Raw genomic sequence first — 17,884 nt, 5'->3', positions numbered from 1 at the left:
ACAAGAAGAGATAAAAAAAGCCCGAATGATGAGTTCATTCGGGCCTTTTTTACTGTTCAATCAAAGAGTCGCTATTTCACGTGTTGGAACACGGTTACCACTTGCTTAACGCCGCTGACTTCGCTGGCTATTTTAGCAGCCTCTTTGCCCTGAGCGTCGGTCACCAGACCAAGCAGGAAGACTTCACCGTTTTCGGTAACCACTTTGACGCTGCTAGACTTCACTTTGTCGCTGGTCAACAGCTGAGAGCGGACTTTGGTCGTGATCCAGCTGTCGCTTGAGATCCTGCCCAGCTCTACTGGCTTTCCGTCGCGGATAGCGTTATAGACTTCCTGCACACCCTCTACGCCCAGCGCAATATTCTTGGCGCGCTCAGCCAGATCGGAACGAGGAGACTGGCCGGTAAGCAGCACACCGCCCTGATAGGCCGTGGTCGTGACCCGAGCGTCCTGCTTGATTTCCTGATCTTTAGCGATGGCGCTGCTCACGCGGGCTTCCAGCGTGACGTCGTCTACTTGGGTGCCGACGGTACGCGGGTCTGTCGCGGTTTTTGTTGCGACAGCGGCTCCTCCGGCAACGACAGCGACACAGCCGTTTAGCATTACAGTGCTGAGTAAAACGGCGAGTACGGTGAGTTTACTTGTTTTCATGCAAATCGCTCCTTCAGTCGTCCTGGTGAGGAAATAGAGTGTCGTCAATGAGATCGCAAAGGCAGTTTACCATAAACAAATGCATCTCCTGTATTCGAGCAACACGATGGGAAGGGATTCGAATTTCTACGTCTTCCTGCCCCAGAAGCCCGGCCAGCTCGCCGCCGTCAGAGCCAGTTAACGCCACAATGGTCATATCCCGCGTTACGGCGGCCTCGACGGCTTTTATGACATCGCGGCAGTTCCCTTTACCGGTAATAGCCAGCAGAACGTCACCGGCTTGCCCCAGCGCTCTGACCTGTTTGGCGTAGCCTTCGTCCTTGATGTCATCATTGCCGATAGCCGTCAGCGTTACGCTATCAGCGCTAAGAGCGATGGCTGGCAGGCTGGGGCGCTCGGTTTCAAAGCGGTTTATCAGGTTGGCGGCAAAAACCTGAGCGTTGGCCGCGCTGGCGCCGTTACCGCAGGTCAGCACTTTATTGCCATTAAGCAGCGACTGAACGATGGTCAAGGCCGCGCGGGAAATAGCGTCAGGCAGCGCTTCTGCCGCTGCAATTTGGGTTTGGATGCTTTCGGTAAAACAGCCTTTAATTCTTTCCAACATAGTCTATGTTCTACTTTTTATGCCCGTTGAGGTTCGTAGAGGTTTGCGCTAAACGTCATCGTCGGCGTCAAACGCATTAGTCAGCCATTGTAACTGATTACCGGTGATGGCTAAAACATCGAATCGACAGTCTGCCGTTTCCAGTGACTGAGATCGGTCGTGAAGCCAGCGCGAGGCAGCATACATCAGACGCTGGCGCTTGCGCCGGTCGATAGACTCCAGTGCGCTTCCATATTGGGCGTGACGGCGATAGCGGACTTCAACAAATACCCAAGTGCTGTTGTCCTGCATAATGAGATCGAGCTCACCGCCGCGGTATTTGACGTTAGCGGCGATGAAGCTCAGGCCAGCGCGCTCTAAGTGTCGGCGCGCCAGGCCTTCATAGCGTATGCCTACGCCATAGTGGTTTACTTCGCCTGTTTGACCGGCGTTAGCTGACCCATTCGATATTGAATCCATGAGAGTTTACGGTGTACTACGCAGTTATCGTCTGCGGAAAGTATGCCCGTTGCGCCGTTCAGTTGATAGTCAGGCATCTGACGAATTTCTGCGAAATGACTCGCAAGTTCCCAAGCATCTGCCCCTAGCGCGTAGAGACGATACTGAGAGAAGTCGCCGCCATACTTTTCACCGCCTTTTTGCGCCAGTGTCGGAGAGAGACCGACTAGCAGCGGTATCTCACTAAACTGGAGACCTTCCATCTCAAAGCGGAAGTCTGGGCCTGCGCCAGCCTGATAGCTGCGAGAACTGCCGTAGAGAGTTGTGGATTTGGAGGCCTTGGAAATGTCGAGCATCGGCTTGATAAGCGCCATCTCTGCGGCAGTAGAAACAATATAGATAGCGTCAACTGAGGCGCTTGGCGCGCTGGCTGCACCGGAGGCTAGAGAAATCGGCTGGCCGCTGGCAGACATACCGCCGCCTTTGCTGATAGCTTCTTTCAGGTCACCTAGCTTACCGTAATACTGCACGCGAGCGGTGTTGCCGGTCTGAATCTTCCACTGTTCGCCAAAGGCTTTAGATACGCGATCGCCGAAGTTGCCGCGGGAAATAATGATAAGCGGTGACTTCTTGCCCTGCGCGTAAATGTGGCGAGCGGCGTCGATGGCTTCATCTTCAGGCGACAGAGCAAAGTAACAGACGTTAGGGCGATCGACGATATTTTCCGGCTGGTTGAGCGCCAGAACGCCCAGTGAGGTGCTGGACTCGATGGTCTCTTCAACGTCTTTTTTCAGCAGTGGGCCAACGATCATTGTTGCGCCGTCCTGTTCAGCCTGTGCCAGGATGTCGGCCAGCGGCTTGCTGCCGGTATCGTAGACTTTGACCTGAGCGCTGTTGTTGCTCAAGGATTTTGCAGTATTAAATCCGTCCTGAATGATCGGGCCAAACTTGCCGCCGGAACCGCTCAAAGGCAGCAGCAGTGCGATTTTAGCGCTGGAGAACTTTTGCAGCTCCAGTGAGCGAGTCAGCGCCGTCGGCGTCATTTTAGCGGCCGGATGCTGTGCATAGCGAGTTTGCCAGTCTTTGAGAGAGGTCTGGAGCATTTCCAGATTTCTTTTGTTGTTCTGGTAGGTCTGAAGCAGATCCAGCCAGCCGCGCAGCGTCTCTTCGTTGGCGTCAATGGCCAGAGATTCCATCATCTTCGGCGTGATGCGCGTGACGGTATCCCAGGTTTGGTCAATAACGGCCTGACGCTCCTGTTCGGTGACGCGCGGCTCAAGGTTGATGTAGGCGCGCAGCTGAGCCATGGTGTCACGGCCTTTGTAGGCCTGCGTTTCGACGCGGAAGTAGCGAGTTTTCTGAGATTCAGACAGGGTGGCCAGATTGATGTTTTTCAATCCTTGAATCATCTCTTTGGCGTTTTTCTTTACAGCGGCAAGCTCAGCGCTTAGCAGCTGGCGCTCTTGTTCTTGCGCTTCGTTCAGCGTTTTCGGCAATTGTTCTAACATTGCAGACGCTTGTTTGATATCGTTCTCAACAGTAAGAGCGCGAATGGCCATTAGCTGCCAGTTTATCTGCGCTTCGTCGCGGCTGTTGGCGGCTTTTTCAAGGTAATAAGCAGAGTTCTGCGTGAGATCGCTCTGAAACGTATTTGTGGGTGAAGTGATTTGGCATCCTGCCAAAAACAGCGTCGTAGCGAGTACCATCGGCAGCGCACAGGCAGCTTTGGCACGTAGGGAAGTCAATAAACGCATGCTGTATCCAGTTTTTGTTTAGGTTATTAATAGTAACGTCAAGGCGACCAATCGGATGAAATTAATGAGCACACACAACCAGATCGCTATCCTGCCGTCGACACTTTATGTCGTTCCCACGCCCATTGGCAATCTTGGTGACATCACGCAGAGAGCGCTGGACGTATTGAGTCACGTAGATCTTATTGCGGCGGAAGACACTCGCCATACCGGCCTGCTGTTACAGCATTTTGCCATCAGCGCGTCGCTTTTTGCGCTTCACGACCATAACGAACAGACCAAGGCTGATATTCTAATCGCAAAACTGCAAGATGGACACAGTATAGCGCTTGTTTCTGATGCAGGAACGCCGCTGATTAACGATCCCGGCTATCATTTAGTGCGCCGCTGCCGCGAGGCGGGCATTCGGGTGATCCCTTTGCCGGGCGCCTGTGCTGCGATAGCAGCCCTTTCTGCCGCAGGGCTGCCGTCGGATCGCTTCTGCTATGAAGGCTTTTTGCCCGCTAAAACCAAGTCCCGCTGCGATACGCTGCGCGAGCTGGAAAAAGAGCCTCGCACCATGATTTTCTATGAGTCTACCCACCGCCTGCTGGACAGCCTGCGAGATATGGTTTCGGTATGGGGGGCTGAACGCTACGTCGTTTTAGCGCGCGAGCTAACCAAAACCTGGGAGAGTATTTACGGCGCTCCGGTGGGAGCGCTTCTGGCGTGGATAGAAGAAGATGAAGTCCGCCGTAAGGGGGAAATGGTGCTTATCGTTGAAGGATATAAAGATAGCGCCGAGGAGCGCTTACCACCAGAGGCGCTCCGCACGCTGGCTCTGCTGCAAAAAGAGCTGCCGTTGAAAAAGGCCGCAGCCTTAGCTGCGGAAATTCACGGCGTGAAGAAAAACGCCCTGTATCGCCACGGGTTGGATAAGTCGGCAGAAGGTGACGAAGCCTAAGCTGGCGTATCGTCCACGCGGAGTGTATACTCCGCGCCGGAGTCGGCCAAGACAGTCGCCGCTTCGTCGTCGTCCTTTCGGGGAGACGGGCGGAGGGGAGGAAAGTCCGGGCTCCATAGGGCAGGGTGCCAGGTAACGCCTGGGAGGCGCGAGCCTACGACCAGTGCAACAGAGAGCAAACCGCCGATGGCCCGCGCAAGCGGGATCAGGTAAGGGTGAAAGGGTGCGGTAAGAGCGCACCGCGCGACTGGCAACAGCTCGCGGCACGGTAAACTCCACCCGGAGCAAGGCCAAATAGGGGTTCACAAGGTACGGCCCGTATCGAACCCGGGTAGGCTGCTTGAGCCAGTGAGCGATTGCTGGCCTAGATGAATGACTGTCCACGACAGAACCCGGCTTAGCGGCCGACTCCACTATTTTTCTGAAGTATCCAAGACAGGCGCATTAATATAATGCGCCTGTTTTTTTTAATTCTCGCTTTTTTGATTTAATATCAATAGTGATTATTTTATATGCTTCATTAATCTTAAAGCATTGCTTTCAATTTCTAATCCTGTCTGTTTCCTCTATTCTTTTTCCATGGGTTTATTCTAATTGGCAGTAATCACTTAATTTTAAGTTTATCTGAGATGAAAAGATCGAGATATTCCTAAAACAGAAAATGAAAAACAGACGCTTAGCCATTTGATGAAATTTAATTCTTTAAATTTTTAGTTTTAATGGTTTGTATGCCTGTTTTTTGTGTTTACATGAATTTATTGATCGCATATGATTTTGTATAAATAGATTTTTTTATTTTTATTGAAATTATTTATATGGTTTATTATGTGGTTAAAGTGTGTTTTTAATTTTATTTTCTATTTTTTTTGAAAAAAAACATCTTGAGGTTATAGACTTCGTAATAAATATTAAATGCGTTGCTTGTTGTGCGTTTTTAAATGGTGGTGTGGCTTCATTTACAGGGTTTTATGCAAAAGAAGCACACTGTCTCGATTCTGACGTTCTCCATGCTTTATTCGTCCAGTATGCATTAGTGAATGATATTTCTCCGTTTTTGTGCGTCAAGCTTAGCCGTTTAACACTGGCAGTCAAAGGTATGAATTTAATCGAGGGTATGAATAATGAAAAAAAATGTGTTTAAACATAGTCTGCTGTACGCCTCTCTGTTTGCAGTATATGCAGTAGGAATTCCTGTTAACGCAAAAGAGCTTCTGATTGAAAACGTTGACTCAACGGCTGACTGGGGCATTTATCTTCTCGACGGCGGGGAGGATTACGTTATTAAAGGGAAGGACGGGATAAGCGATATCACCGTCAAACGCAACGCTGCCTTTGTTGGTGGGATTGGGTGGCGATATCCGAGCAATGATAGGGTTACTGCCCGGCTCGAAGGCATCGATAAGATCGCTTTCAATATTCACACGACACAGAGCGGGGGAACGGTAAGCGGTTTCTCCGGCAATCAGGCTAATTTGGATGGAAGCAACACTGATATTGTTTTCAACCTTGAATTTACGGATACCGATATTCTGAAACGTGGTACGTCATATGGCGTTGTTTCTGGTTCTACGGTAGATGCGGGCATTAGCCAAGATACGGCTAACTTTAGCTCAAAGAACTACGTTACAACGACAGTAAATAACCTTGATATCAGTATGAAAACGAATGGCGGCATGTTCCATTTGCAGAGCGGGCTGAGAGCGATTCAAGGTGCCTATAATGACACAGGGGCAGGCCCTGCTGGGCAGATTGTAGTTAAAGGTGATTTGACTTTGAGCCTTGACGGTGGACGGCAAGAAGGCATCTATATCTCTGGTCAAGGGGATGTCACTGATGCGGTAGCAAGTCGAGTCATACTGGAGGGCGACTCAACGATTACGTTGAATAACGGTAAGGGAAGCGATAACAGCGCTATTAAAGTAGGAAAAAGCCGCGCGGTAGGTTCGGGTAGAGGGGAACTCTACTCTTACGGCAATATGCATATTGATATGGCGAATACCAGCGGGAGCGCTATCAAACTTGCGGTAAACGGCACAAAGCTGATTGCCGATAGCGATACCAGCAGTACGACAGTGATATCTAACGGTAACGCGCTGAACGTAGGGCAAAACGACTGGGGGGTAGAAAGTTCCTCTGATGATATTACTGCCAGCTTCAACAATGCCTCATTCTCTACAACGTCCTCAACAAGTTCCTTGCTGAAGGTTTATCAGCAGCAAACCGGCGTGTCGTTCAATTTTAAAGGTGAGCAGACTCAGCTAAATATGGCGGAAGGATCGTCCGCTTGGGTGCTGGATGTAGACAATGACTCCAGTGTCAACATGACGCTATCCGACGGTGAAATGAAGGGGCTGGTGAATAAAGCGGATTCGGCTACTGTCGATCTCGCGCTGAGTCAGGGAGCACGTTGGACGCTTCAGGAAAATGGTGATGTATCGACAACTTTGACCAAGCTCAGTCTAGAGGATGGCGGCGTGTTGGATGCAACTTATTCAGCAGGTAGCGTGCCGACAGCGTTTGTACTCAACGGTGACGTTAACAGTCTACGCGGTGGTCTGATTATGCTCTCTCAAAGCGGGCGGACTTTGGCTGGAGATATATTAACGATTAACGGTAACTACACTGGCGGAGCCACTTTGGCTGATGCTGGCCGCATTGCTCTCGACACTGCGCTTGGTAATGACGGCTCCCTGACTGATAAATTGATGATTAACGGTATGGCTGACGGCTACACCAAGGTTAGCATTAACAACGTTGGAGGTCTTGGTGCAGGGACGCTGGAAGGTATAGAGATTATCACTACTCAGGGCACTACCGCTGATGCGTTTTCTCAGGAAGGTCGCGTCGTCGCGGGGAGCTATGACTACTCGCTGGTCAACAAAGGCACTAACTGGTACCTGACCAGCCAATTTATCGATCCGACCGTTCCCACCGATCCCGATCCCGATCCAGATCCGGGTACCGACCCTGACCCTGAGCCGGGTGAAAGCATTCGCGTTCTGCGCCCTGAAATCGGCAGCTATCTTGCCAACGCGGCAGCGGGCAACACCCTGTTTACCACCCGACTGCATGACCGCTTGGGGGAAACCCAGTATACCGACGCATTGACCAGCGAGAAGCTTGTTACCAGCATGTGGATGCGCAACGAAGGCGGACGTAACAGCTTCCGCGACGGTTCTGGTCAGCTAAAAACGACCGGTAACCGCTATGTGGTACAAATTGGCGGCGATCTGGCTCAGTGGAGCACTGACGGCCTTAACCGCTGGCACCTTGGCGCCATGGCGGGCTATGCCAACGCCGAGAGTAAAACTCACTCTCGCCTGAAGGGGCACGAGTCTAAAAGCAAGATTGACGGCTACAGCGCAGGCCTCTACGGCACCTGGTACGCCAACGCGCAGGACAAGAGCGGCGCCTACGTCGACAGCTGGGTGCTGTACAACTGGTTTGACAACGAAGTCAAAGGCGATGACCTGAAGGCAGACAACTATAAGTCTCGCGGTGTCACGGCGTCTCTGGAAACGGGTTACAGCTTCAGGCTCGGCGGCAGTGAAAATGCCAACTACTGGCTGTCACCGCGAGCGCAGGCTGTCTGGATGGGCGTAGGCTCTGACAGCCACCGCGATGCCTACGGTACCCGCGTTCAGGACGGTGAAAGTAACAACCTGCTGACTCGCTTGGGCCTTAAGGCTTACGCCAGCGGCCGTGCGGATACCGACAGCGATAAGCAGCGCACTTTCCAGCCGTTTGTTGAAGTGAACTGGCTTCACTACATGAAAGACGTGTCGGTGAAGCTGGATAACGATAGGCACTATCAGGACGGTGCGAAAAACATCGGCGAAGTGAAGCTGGGCGTTGAGGGGCAGCTGACTTCAAAACTGAACGTCTGGGGCAACGTGGCGCAGCAGGTGGGCGACAGCGGCTACCACGACTCGCAGGCGATGCTGGGCGTGAAGTACAGCTTCTGATAGCAAAGACGCGCGGCGGCTCGATATGTGAATCCGGGCTGCCGCGTTTTAAGCGGAAAGTTGATAGTGATAATAAGAAGAATCCCTCCATGCCGCTTTTGCGGCAGCGCTGAACGCGTCAAGATGCATGGCAAGAATCGCAGCGGTCTTCAGCGCTACCGGTGTGAAAGCTGCAAGAAAACCTTTCAGAATAAGTATATTTACCGAGCATATTTGCGTTAGCGTTTATTGCCATAAGCGTTAACGGTGCTTACCGTCAATACAGTATGTAGGCGATATGTGCGCTTTTACCATAAAAGCATAATTTTGCGAGCCAAGTACCACTTCTCACATCCCCTGTACGAAAGAGCATAGCGATCTAGCCCGAATTGTGGTTAATATAATCAAAATGAAACCCAAATCTCATTTGGGGTGATAATTGACCACTATCGTTAGCGGGAGACAGAGATGCAGAAAGAAAAGGGCCGTGTCTATGTTGCAACAACGCTGGATACCAAAGGTGCAGAAGCGCTTTACGTACGGGATCTGATTAAAAAAACCGGACTAGCGGCGCTGACGGTTGATCTCTCAACTCGGGAAGAGCACGTCGAGCGCGGTGCAGATATCAGTGCAAAAACTGTTGCTGACTGCCACCCGCAGGGGGCTCAGGCAGTATTCTGCGGCGACCGCGGTAGAGCGATTACCGAAATGGCGGTGGCGTTCGAACACTTCCTGAGCCAGCGCGACGACGTTGCCGCGCTTCTCGGGCTCGGCGGCTCGGGCGGCACGGCGCTAGTCACGCCCGCTATGCAGGAATTGCCGATCGGCACGCCGAAACTGATGGTATCTACTATGGCATCGGGCGATGTGTCGCACTACATCGGTGCCAGCGATATCGCCATGATGTATTCCGTCACTGACGTCGCGGGTCTGAATCGCATTTCCCGCAAGGTGCTGAAGAATGCCGCTAACCAGATTGCCGGGGCGGTGATGTTTTATGAAGAAGAGAGCGTTGTAGACAAGCCAGCAGTGGGCTTAACCATGTTCGGCGTCACTACGCCCTGCATACAGCAGATAACCGAACAGCTGGAGAACGAGTTTGACTGTCTAGTATTTCACGCGACGGGCAGCGGCGGCCGGGCGATGGAAAAGCTGGTGGACGGCGGGCTGCTTAACGGCGTGCTGGATATTACCACCACGGAAGTGTGTGACTACCTGTTTGGCGGCGTGCTGGCGTGTTCAAAAGAGCGCTTTGACGCAGTGGCTCGCGAGGGTATCCCCTGCGTAATGTCCTGCGGCGCGCTGGACATGGTTAACTTCGGCAGCCCGGACTCGGTGCCAGAGAAATACGCCGATCGTCTGTTCTATCACCACAATCCGCAGGTCACGCTGATGCGCACCACGCCGGAAGAGAACCGCAAGATGGGGCAGTGGATCGGTGAAAAGCTCAACCAGTATCAGGGTGAAGTGAGATTTCTGATCCCTGACGGCGGCTTTTCCGCCATCGACTGCCCGGAAGGGCCATTCTGGCAGCCAGAAGCCAACCAAGCCTTTATTGAGGCGCTGGAGTCAACCGTTGTGCAGACGGATAAACGTCAGATTATCCGTCTGCCGCACCACATTAACGATCGGGCGTTCACCGAGCGCGCGGTCGCCGAATTCACTCAACTCTTTTATCGTTAGGGAGACGAAGTATGTCAATAACACGCGAAGCGCTACTGAAAAAATTCCACGACATGATTGCGCGCAAAGAGCCGATTATCGGCGGCGGTGCGGGAACCGGGCTTTCCGCCAAGTGCGAAGAAGCGGGTGGAATCGATCTTATCGTTATCTATAACTCCGGGCGCTACCGTATGGCAGGGCGCGGCTCTTTGGCAGGGCTTCTTGCCTACGGCAACGCCAATGAAATCGTAATGGATATGGCACGGGAAGTTCTGCCCGTAGTGAAGCATACGCCAGTGCTGGCAGGGGTTAACGGCACTGATCCGTTCTGTCAGTTTGACAAGTTTCTGGATGACGTCGCCGCGATCGGCTTTGCAGGCGTGCAGAACTTCCCTACTGTGGGGCTGATTGACGGCAACTTCCGCGCCAATCTGGAGGAGACCGGCATGGGCTACGGCCTTGAGGTCGATATGATCCGTATGGCGCACGAAAAGGGGCTGTTGACCACGCCGTATGTGTTTAGCGCGCAAGACGCTATTGATATGACCAAAGCCGGAGCGGATATTATCGTTCCCCATATGGGGCTAACCACTGGCGGCAATATTGGCGCAGAGACGGCGCTGACGCTGGCAGACTGCGTGCCGCTTATTAATGACTGGGCGAAGGCAGCTAAGTCAGTGCGTCAAGACGTTATCGTGCTGTGTCACGGCGGGCCTATCGCTACGCCGGAAGATGCGAAATACATCATGCAGCACTGCCCAGACTGCCACGGCTTCTACGGAGCAAGCTCAATGGAGCGGCTGCCGACGGAAGTGGCGCTGACGGCGACGACCAGAGAGTTTAAGTCCATTACTCGCTAGGCTATGCGTTCAGTCTCGAGCTAAATAAAACGGGCCGCAGTTTCATTGCGACCCGTTTTATTTTATAGGCGAAAAAGTATATTACGGCTGCTTTTCCACCTTCAGCACCGTTCCCTTATAGCCGGTTTTCTCAACCGCCTTAAGCAGCTCATCGGTATTGAATCCTTCCGGAACAATCACCTCCGCCTGTCGGGTTTTTAGCGACGCCTTTGCCTTGATGACACCGTCGGTTTTTCGCAGCGCCTGATTGATGGACGTTACGCACAGCGGGCAGGTCATGCCCGTAACGTCCAGAGTGACCTGAACATTGTTGGCCCAAAGGGCTGGGGAGAACAGCACCATCGCCAGAAACAGTAAACGTCTCACTCCATTATCTCCAGTAGCCAGGGAAGAACAAAAGGATAAAGCTGAAAAAACAGCACTACGGGCAGTAAGAGCCAGTAGGCCCACAGCATTTGAGCGCGGCTTATGCGCCCACTGCAAAAGGGCCGCTTAGAGAAATAGAGCCGCCAAAATCCCATCACAATAAGAACGGTTGACAGTATCAGCATCGGATACTGCAAAAAGCCGAGCTTTTCCACACCGGATAGGCCTGCGGCGGATACGCCGAAGACCAGATAAATCAGCGGCCCTATACAGCACAGACTAGACGCTACCGCCGTAACGGCAGCAGCGGCCAGCGTGGCCATAAAACCCTTAGCGCTGTTCGACGGAGCGGTAGTCATAGCTAAACGCTTTCGGATCGTAGTAGTTGACCGGATCGCCGTCGACTTCTGCGTAAGGGTAGCCAAAGTTATTAATTGGCGCCTGTTCTGCTACAGGGAATAGGTCGAAATCGCGGCCTACGTTAAAGCCGACCCAGTTCATTTCCCAGTTGCCGAACAGATAGTCGTTTACTGCCTGCACAGCGGCGTCGCTGTGCTCTTTCTTCTCTGTCAGGCGCATTTTGGTCACGTCGGCTGGGTCGGCGGGCAGCCAGCCGAAACCCGCTAGATAGAACATCGCGCGGCAATGTTGGCCGCCGCTGACGTTGGATAAGCCCTTGTCGTCGGCGCTGCCAAAGGCGGTTTTTGAATACTGCTCCAGCTTGACGGCTTTACCCAGGCGGATGCCAAACATTTCGCGAGCTGGAATACCAGCTGCTCGTGCCAGAGCCACAAACACGGAGTTGATGTCGGTACACTTGCCGCCCAGCTTGCCGCTTTCCAGAATGGTGGCGACGTCGCCGGTGCCGCAGCCGATAACGTTGTTATCGCGAAACATATTGGCGCTCACCCAGTTATAAATCAGCCGCGCTTTTTTCAGCGGATCGGTTTCTTGGCCGACGATTTTATCTGAGGTTTCTTTCACGATGCCGGTTATTGGCATATGTGCGGTAGGTCTTAAGTAGTATTCCACATCGATAGGGAACTGAACTTCTTTTGGTGCGCGCCAGTGGGCCAGCGCGTTGTTTTTCAACGGCTCCCAGTCCAGCGTTTCAATCACCATTTCCACGGTCATTTCCATTTTGCCCTTGGCATCAGGCCAAGTAGCAAACAGAGTTTTTGCACCATAGTGGTTATTGGTCGTGATGAAGGCATCCTGATAGCTGCCGCTGAACTTCAGATCAAGAAGTCGTTGGAAAGGCGTATCTTCAACAACCGGGATCCAGAGCTTCACTACGCCGCTGGAGCCTTCCGGTGGAACAAGGTGGTAGCTCTGAGTCAGAGTAAAGCGACGGCGACCGTCCGTGCTCTTGGATTCGTGCTGAGTTGAGCTTATGCCGTTTGCCATCACCGGGGAAACCAGTCCTGCAGTTGACAGCAGGGCTGCACCTTTCAGAAAACTACGCCTTTTCATATGTTGAGAGCCTTACTTGTAAAAACGCGGTGAAAGAAGAAGGCGCGATAGGGCGCACTTCTGGAAAATGCCCCTGCTGCAGAGGGGCAGGAAGGGAAGTGTTAATATTATGTGAGGTTTACTACAGAGCTGCAAGGGACTCACTCTAAGCGCTAGCAAAGGAATAATCATCAAAAGTTCATTAGTTAAATATTTGTTTTTTGCTATATCTCCCTGTTATTCCCATATTCCGATTGAGCCTCAAAGCTTGCCCTTTATCTCCCATAGAATGTTAAATTTTTATTTAATTGATAAATAATGAATTAATTTTTCCATGAGAGATTGTTTTTGACTCCATTCACATTTTACTAAAAGGTCGTTTGGTCTTATTACACAACGCGCTTAGTATCCAAAAAGCAATCAATTGTTATCATTGTGTTCAAAAGATCAAAATAAAAAGACAAAGTGTTCAACTGATGTGGAGAGGGGACGTTATGACCATGCAATATCAAGGAATAGGTCGGCGATGGCTGCTGTTTATTCCGATCGCCAGTATCATGTACATGTTGGCTTTCCTAGACAGAACTAACCTGTCATTTATCCTGCCTTATATCGGTGAAGACCTGCACCTGACCAATAGCACCAAGGGAATGGCCTCCGGCATATTCTTCCTCGGCTATCTGCTGCTTCAGGTACCAGCAGCTTTGCTGGCTGAGCGCTGGAGTGCCAAAAAGACTATTTTTATTCTCATGATACTTTGGGGTGCTGCGGCTATTTGGACCGGCCTGGTAGAAACCACCAATGAATTACTACTGGCAAGATTCGTATTGGGGGTGTTTGAAGGCGGCGTACAGCCCGCAACGCTGGTGCTGTTGTTAAAGTGGTTCCCGCAGCGTGAAAAGGCAAGAGCCAACGGCTTCTGGCTAATGTGTATTCCAATTTCTGCCATTATCGCCGCACCGATTACCGGCTTCCTGCTGGAGCACTTCAGCTGGCGTACGGTGCTTATCATTGAAGGCTTCCCGCCGATTATCTGGGCTATCGTTTGGTACGTTATGGTTGCAGATTCTCCGGAAAAAGTGTGGTGGATGGAGCCCGGCGAGCGTCGCTATATCGTTGACGCGATTGCGAAGGATGAGGCACAGAAAAAAAGCTCTACTGCTATTAATCAGGATTCTGCCCGCTACCGTGACGTGTTCCGCAACGGCAAAGTGCTGACGCTTATCGTCGCCTGGTTCCTCTATTGTGCAGGCTTCTACGGTTTTACCATGTGGCTACCGCAGGTTATCGCCAACACCTCAGGCTCATCGCCTTCAATGGTGGGTATTCTGACGGCTATCCCGTATCTGGTAGGGCTAATAGGTATGATTATTATCGCGGTGCGCACCGATAAAATCGGGCTGCGGAAGTCTTCCGCTGCGCTGCCGCTGACGATCACTGCTGTGGCGCTGCTGTGTGGACAGTTTTTCCCGTCACCTATCGTGCAGTTTATCTTCCTGTGCATCGTCGCTTCTGGGCTGTACATTCACGGCGCGTTTTTTGCCTTGCCGCCGCTGATTTTACGTTCAGACATTCTGGCGCTGTCTCTGGGGCTCATCGGCGGTATCGGTAATCTGGGCGGATTCGTCGGGCCTTATGTTGTCGGCTGGCTGATTGACTTGACGGGGAGCACCATGGCTGGATTTGGCCTTATGGCGGCGGCGCTGTTCTTATGCGGTCTCGCCTTGGCTTCTGTCACGCCGAAGGCAGGCGAAAATACGGCTGAACAGGCTGGCATTGAGCCCGAAGCTGAATCTCGTTAACCCAAATAGAAATTAAAAAAATAAGGGGAGACTATTGTGAAAACAATCCATGAAAAGATGGGGGTGGAAGAAAGATCGGACGGCATTACGCTGATTGACGCTCACCACCACCTGTGGGATCTGACAAAAAACCACTATCCGTGGCTGGCGACCTACGAACCAGGGACATTTGTGGGCGACTATCGATCGTTAATCCGCAATTATATGCCAGAGGACTATGCAGCTGATAGCGCCGGGCACCGCGTGCTGGCAACGGTTCACTGCGAAGCCGATCATGACTACAACAACGAAGTGGCGGAAACCCGCTGGCTGCACGAGCAGTCGCAGCGCGCGGGCTTTCCTAGCGCAGTTGTTGCCCATATCTGGTTCCACCACGACAACGGTGAAGAGATCCTGAATCAGCACTTGCAGTTTCCGCTAGTGCGCGGCATTCGCAGTAAGCCAGTGACCGCCAAGCGGCCAGAGCTGGCCCATACGGTGAAGGGCGTGAGCGGCAGCATGCAGGATGAAAAATGGCTGAAAGGCTTTGCCCTGCTGGAGAAGTACGGGCTGTCGTGGGACTTAAGAGTGCCGTACTGGCATCTGGAAGAGGCGGCAGAAGTGGCCCGCATGTATCCTAATGTGCCTATCGTGCTAAACCATATGGGTTTCCCATGGGATCGCTCACCGCAGGGGCTTGAGGGATGGCGTAAGGGAATGAGGGCTTTGGCTGCTTGCCCTAACGTGTCAGTAAAAGTGTCAGAACTAGGGCTGCAGGATCGGCCGTGGACGGTGGAAGGCAACCGCGGTGTGGTGCTAGAAACCGTTGAGATGTTTGGCATTGAGCGCTGCATGTTTGCCAGTAACTTCCCGGTTTCCAGCCTGCAATTAACCTATCGTCAGCTGGTCAGCAATATGTCGGAAATCTTCTCGGGATTCAGCGAGGCGCAGCGTGAGGCCTTCTTCTGGCGCAACGCAAAGGCGTTTTATCGCATCGATCTGCCTGAGGAATAAAGACATCCGATCGCAAGGCGCCTAATGGCGCCTTGCGATTGATGACAAAGGCCTTAAATAAAGTCTACAGAGTCAAACGGAGGGAGAGTGTTACTCGCTTAGCTCGCCCTGCGGGTCAACACTCCGTGTTGCTCAACACCTAAAGGCGTTGTCCGTTGGGGTCGACTTGGCGTAAGCCAACGACAAACCGGCTTTGCCGGTTTGAACAGCGCTTGCGCTGGCCCTGAAAGGGTGAAGCCCGAAGGGCTTCATAACGGCCCGTAGGAAGGCTATGCCCGACGCACTCCTAAAGCTAATACAAGCGCTCTTCCGGCCGAGCACAATAGCGATATGAGTAGGTTGTATTTTCGGCCGGAATATCCTCTGAAGCTAATTGAAGATGGTTTGTCAGCAGTCTGAGGCGCCTAATGGCGCCTTTTCGCTTTTATAACGTGAAAGATGAAAGAAATGTTCACAGGTGAAACCCGCCTGATGATTTTGCTGTCATACTTACTATTATTCCCTTGATGAAAGGCGGTTAACGATGTTCTGGCGAACGATAGCGTTAGTTTTGTTGGTCGGCGCGCTTTCCGGCTGTGTCAGCACGGAAAACGTACAGGTGAATGCCATTACGGCAAAAGGGACGTCGACAGCGTTCCGGACGTTTGCTGTGGTATCCGGTGACTATCAGCCAGTCGAGGGCGATTTAGGCTTTGTCGAGTACGCGCGCCAGGTTGAGGACGTTCTGCGCGAGCAGGGCTACGTAGCGGCGAGAAGCCCTGCACAAGCGCAAATGCTGATTGCGCTGAGCTATCACATAGGCGCGCCACAGACGCGCACCCAAATTGTTAATACGCCGGTTTATCCGATGCCTGGCCCAGTCTACGGGCCCGGATTTGGCTACTATTACCCGATGCTGAATTACCCATTCTATGAACCGATGGTTTACCAGTTCACCGTGTACAGTAAGTGGCTTCGCTTGCAGGCGATAGATGCGTCGGCCTATGCGAAAAGTAAAACGGTAAAGCCGCTGTGGGAAGCGCAGGCTGTCAGCAATAACGAGAGCGGCGATTTGCGCTATATGTTCCCCTATATGCTGACGGCGCTGAAGCCCTATATAGGAAAAGACTCTGGTCATGCCGTGAGTGTTTCTGTTCCCGCTGACTCCCCAGATGTGCAGGCGTTGAGAACCGCGCCATAGTGGATCCATGCAGTCAAAATAGGTAATAAAGGAACCGGTGCTATGGCGCCGGTTCCTTTATGTCTGAAGCAAAAGAAAGGTTAGCTAAATTCAATAACCCCTTTCAAAAGCTGGCGATTGTTAATCACATCCTGCTCGTAGCGTTCGCCAATATCGTCAAAGCGGAAGCGGTGTGTCAGCATCATGTCTGCGCTGAGCTTTCCTTCCCCCATCAGGCGGCCGACTTTGATAAAGTCCTCTTTCGTCGCATTGCGACTGCCCATCATAGTGGTTTCCTTTTTATGAAACTCAGGGTCGGAGAACGTCAGGTCGCCTTTAAATAGCCCAACAAAGACAATGCTTCCACCGTGACGGATCAGGTTAACGGTATTGTTCATGGCGTGCTGATTGCCCGTTGCGTCGATGACTTTTGCCGCCAGCATGCCGTTAAAGTGTGACCGCAGATCGGCGTCAAACGTTTCACTGGCGGGATCGATAACGGCTACGCCTAACTGCTGAGTCACGTGGTCGCGCCGCTCGGGGCTGGTATCGGCGACGATGACTTTTGCACCGTCTGCTTTAGCGATAGCCGCCACGCCTAGGCCGATAGGGCCAGCGCCGACCACCAGAACGTGTTCATCCTGTTTCAGGGCTGCACGGCGAACCGCGTGAGCGCTGATGGCAAAGGGTTCAATCAGCGCCGCGCTGATAGGATCGACATCGTCAACCTCTAGTAGGTTACTCTCCGGCACGCTTAAGTATTCGCTAAACCCGCCGTCCTGATGAACGCCAATGACTGAGATGTTTTCACAGCAGTTAGTCCTGCCGCTTTGACAGGCACCGCACTTGCCGCAAGAGAGGTAAGGCATGACGGCTACCCGTTGACCCACTTTGAACTGGCTCACGCCGCTGCCGAGCTGGGACACTTCACCACAGATTTCATGCCCCAGCACGCGTGGGTAGCTGAAGAACGGCTGTTTTCCGGACCAGGCGTGAATGTCTGTGCCGCAAATGCCAACGGCGCTGATTTTTATCACCGCTTCGTTTGCCGCAGGAGTAGGGACGTCGCGCTGCTGATAAACAAGCTGAGTAGGTTCCTGACAGATGAGTATTTTCATATTGATAGTATCCTTAGGTTTTATTCTGTCTTTTTAGTTAAAAAATCGGATGTCAGGTTTTAATTTCTCTCTTTTTGTGAGCTAATATTACTTATCCGGTATTAAATTGGTTTTTAAAGCAGAAAAAGCAGAAAAAGCA

The 17,884-nt window shown here is 52.2% G+C and carries 17 protein-coding genes and 1 other RNA gene; 10 read left to right on the top strand and 8 right to left on the bottom strand.

Features of this window, described 5'->3' with window-relative positions:
- Window positions 1-71 precede the first annotated feature (71 nt).
- From dolP to DQM29_RS14020, 4 genes are read right to left on the bottom strand one after another with little or no spacing between them, the layout of a single operon-like run.
- Window positions 72-650: a division/outer membrane stress-associated lipid-binding lipoprotein gene (dolP, locus tag DQM29_RS14035; RefSeq protein WP_111741266.1), complete on the bottom strand. Its 579-nt coding sequence runs from the start codon at window positions 648-650 to the stop codon at window positions 72-74.
- 13 nt (window positions 651-663) lie between these two features.
- Window positions 664-1,254: a DnaA initiator-associating protein DiaA gene (diaA, locus tag DQM29_RS14030; protein ID WP_111741265.1), complete on the bottom strand. Its 591-nt coding sequence runs from the start codon at window positions 1,252-1,254 to the stop codon at window positions 664-666.
- Window positions 1,255-1,302: 48 nt separating this feature from the next.
- Window positions 1,303-1,713 carry a YraN family protein gene (locus DQM29_RS14025; protein ID WP_111741264.1) on the bottom strand — a complete coding sequence of 137 codons (411 nt, stop codon included), beginning with the start codon at window positions 1,711-1,713 and terminating at the stop codon, window positions 1,303-1,305.
- Window positions 1,662-3,446, bottom strand: a complete 1,785-nt coding sequence (locus DQM29_RS14020) for a penicillin-binding protein activator (RefSeq protein WP_111741263.1) — start codon at window positions 3,444-3,446, stop codon at window positions 1,662-1,664. Before DQM29_RS14020 ends, DQM29_RS14025 begins: the two co-directional genes overlap by 52 nt.
- A gap of 64 nt (window positions 3,447-3,510) precedes the next feature.
- Between DQM29_RS14020 and rsmI the strand changes: the two genes are divergently transcribed.
- The 7 genes from rsmI to DQM29_RS13995 all read left to right on the top strand — a co-directional run bounded on the left by rsmI (window position 3,511) and on the right by DQM29_RS13995 (window position 10,855).
- Complete coding sequence (gene rsmI, locus DQM29_RS14015; RefSeq protein WP_111742106.1) at window positions 3,511-4,389, top strand: 16S rRNA (cytidine(1402)-2'-O)-methyltransferase; 879 nt, start codon at window positions 3,511-3,513, stop codon at window positions 4,387-4,389.
- A 38-nt stretch (window positions 4,390-4,427) separates the two neighbouring features.
- Window positions 4,428-4,805: RNase P RNA component class A (gene rnpB, locus DQM29_RS14010), an RNA gene on the top strand.
- Between the two features lie 422 nt (window positions 4,806-5,227).
- A complete protein-coding gene (locus DQM29_RS18225; RefSeq protein WP_170126547.1) occupies window positions 5,228-5,530 on the top strand; it encodes a hypothetical protein in 303 nt (100 codons plus the stop codon).
- The gene (locus DQM29_RS14005; protein WP_170126546.1) at window positions 5,523-8,354 is read left to right on the top strand and encodes an autotransporter outer membrane beta-barrel domain-containing protein; all 2,832 of its coding nucleotides are present in this window, start codon (window positions 5,523-5,525) and stop codon (window positions 8,352-8,354) included. The genes DQM29_RS18225 and DQM29_RS14005 overlap by 8 nt, the downstream gene beginning before the upstream one ends.
- Window positions 8,355-8,477: 123 nt before the next feature.
- Entirely contained in the window at window positions 8,478-8,576 is a 99-nt protein-coding gene (locus DQM29_RS18770) for an IS1/IS1595 family N-terminal zinc-binding domain-containing protein (protein WP_422385824.1), read from the top strand.
- A gap of 225 nt (window positions 8,577-8,801) precedes the next feature.
- On the top strand, window positions 8,802-10,016 hold the full coding sequence (locus tag DQM29_RS14000; protein ID WP_111741261.1) for a Tm-1-like ATP-binding domain-containing protein: 1,215 nt from the start codon (window positions 8,802-8,804) through the stop codon (window positions 10,014-10,016).
- Window positions 10,017-10,027: 11 nt separating this feature from the next.
- A complete protein-coding gene (locus tag DQM29_RS13995) occupies window positions 10,028-10,855 on the top strand; it encodes a phosphoenolpyruvate hydrolase family protein (RefSeq protein WP_111741260.1) in 828 nt (275 codons plus the stop codon).
- Between the two features lie 81 nt (window positions 10,856-10,936).
- Here DQM29_RS13995 and DQM29_RS13990 read toward each other — a convergent pair whose 3' ends face one another.
- The 3 genes from DQM29_RS13990 to DQM29_RS13980 are packed head-to-tail and all read right to left on the bottom strand — an operon-like array spanning window position 10,937 to window position 12,694.
- Window positions 10,937-11,197 carry a heavy-metal-associated domain-containing protein gene (locus tag DQM29_RS13990; RefSeq protein WP_111742104.1) on the bottom strand — a complete coding sequence of 87 codons (261 nt, stop codon included), beginning with the start codon at window positions 11,195-11,197 and terminating at the stop codon, window positions 10,937-10,939.
- Window positions 11,198-11,217: 20 nt separating this feature from the next.
- Window positions 11,218-11,580: a hypothetical protein gene (locus tag DQM29_RS13985; RefSeq protein ID WP_172622634.1), complete on the bottom strand. Its 363-nt coding sequence runs from the start codon at window positions 11,578-11,580 to the stop codon at window positions 11,218-11,220.
- Window positions 11,552-12,694: a transglutaminase-like domain-containing protein gene (locus DQM29_RS13980; protein ID WP_111741259.1), complete on the bottom strand. Its 1,143-nt coding sequence runs from the start codon at window positions 12,692-12,694 to the stop codon at window positions 11,552-11,554. The genes DQM29_RS13985 and DQM29_RS13980 overlap by 29 nt, the downstream gene beginning before the upstream one ends.
- A 473-nt stretch (window positions 12,695-13,167) precedes the next feature.
- Here DQM29_RS13980 and DQM29_RS13975 point away from each other — a divergent pair, with 473 nt between their 5' ends.
- The 3 genes from DQM29_RS13975 (at window position 13,168) to DQM29_RS13965 (ending at window position 16,648) form a co-directional block, all read left to right on the top strand.
- Window positions 13,168-14,475, top strand: coding sequence for an MFS transporter (locus tag DQM29_RS13975; protein WP_170126544.1), 1,308 nt, complete (start codon window positions 13,168-13,170; stop codon window positions 14,473-14,475).
- Window positions 14,476-14,511: 36 nt separating this feature from the next.
- Window positions 14,512-15,468, top strand: coding sequence for an amidohydrolase family protein (locus tag DQM29_RS13970; protein WP_197708830.1), 957 nt, complete (start codon window positions 14,512-14,514; stop codon window positions 15,466-15,468).
- 523 nt (window positions 15,469-15,991) lie between these two features.
- Window positions 15,992-16,648 (top strand): DUF4136 domain-containing protein, encoded by a 657-nt coding sequence (locus DQM29_RS13965; RefSeq protein WP_111741256.1) that lies wholly within the window; start codon window positions 15,992-15,994, stop codon window positions 16,646-16,648.
- Window positions 16,649-16,728: 80 nt separating this feature from the next.
- On the opposite strand, the gene DQM29_RS13960 is transcribed toward DQM29_RS13965, so the two are convergent.
- Complete coding sequence (locus DQM29_RS13960; RefSeq protein ID WP_111741255.1) at window positions 16,729-17,745, bottom strand: zinc-binding alcohol dehydrogenase family protein; 1,017 nt, start codon at window positions 17,743-17,745, stop codon at window positions 16,729-16,731.
- Window positions 17,746-17,884 lie beyond the last annotated feature (139 nt).

The organism is Leminorella richardii (genome assembly GCF_900478135.1).
Taxonomy (GTDB): Bacteria; Pseudomonadota; Gammaproteobacteria; order Enterobacterales; family Enterobacteriaceae; genus Leminorella; species Leminorella richardii.
Note: the sequence above shows the minus strand (reverse complement) of the source record. Positions and strands in the feature narration are given on the sequence as shown.

Coding starts and splice junctions, on each gene's coding strand:
- DQM29_RS13965 (WP_111741256.1), top strand. CDS start 15,992: ATGTTCTGGCGAACGATAGCGTTAGTTTTGTTGGTCGGCGCGCTTTCC.
- DQM29_RS14000 (WP_111741261.1), top strand. CDS start 8,802: ATGCAGAAAGAAAAGGGCCGTGTCTATGTTGCAACAACGCTGGATACC.
- DQM29_RS13980 (WP_111741259.1), bottom strand. CDS start 12,694: ATGAAAAGGCGTAGTTTTCTGAAAGGTGCAGCCCTGCTGTCAACTGCA.
- DQM29_RS13995 (WP_111741260.1), top strand. CDS start 10,028: ATGTCAATAACACGCGAAGCGCTACTGAAAAAATTCCACGACATGATT.
- dolP (WP_111741266.1), bottom strand. CDS start 650: ATGAAAACAAGTAAACTCACCGTACTCGCCGTTTTACTCAGCACTGTA.
- DQM29_RS13985 (WP_172622634.1), bottom strand. CDS start 11,580: ATGACTACCGCTCCGTCGAACAGCGCTAAGGGTTTTATGGCCACGCTG.
- DQM29_RS13960 (WP_111741255.1), bottom strand. CDS start 17,745: ATGAAAATACTCATCTGTCAGGAACCTACTCAGCTTGTTTATCAGCAG.
- diaA (WP_111741265.1), bottom strand. CDS start 1,254: ATGTTGGAAAGAATTAAAGGCTGTTTTACCGAAAGCATCCAAACCCAA.
- rsmI (WP_111742106.1), top strand. CDS start 3,511: ATGAGCACACACAACCAGATCGCTATCCTGCCGTCGACACTTTATGTC.
- DQM29_RS14025 (WP_111741264.1), bottom strand. CDS start 1,713: ATGGATTCAATATCGAATGGGTCAGCTAACGCCGGTCAAACAGGCGAA.
- DQM29_RS14020 (WP_111741263.1), bottom strand. CDS start 3,446: ATGCGTTTATTGACTTCCCTACGTGCCAAAGCTGCCTGTGCGCTGCCG.
- DQM29_RS18770 (WP_422385824.1), top strand. CDS start 8,478: ATGCATGGCAAGAATCGCAGCGGTCTTCAGCGCTACCGGTGTGAAAGC.
- DQM29_RS13975 (WP_170126544.1), top strand. CDS start 13,168: ATGACCATGCAATATCAAGGAATAGGTCGGCGATGGCTGCTGTTTATT.
- DQM29_RS13990 (WP_111742104.1), bottom strand. CDS start 11,197: ATGGTGCTGTTCTCCCCAGCCCTTTGGGCCAACAATGTTCAGGTCACT.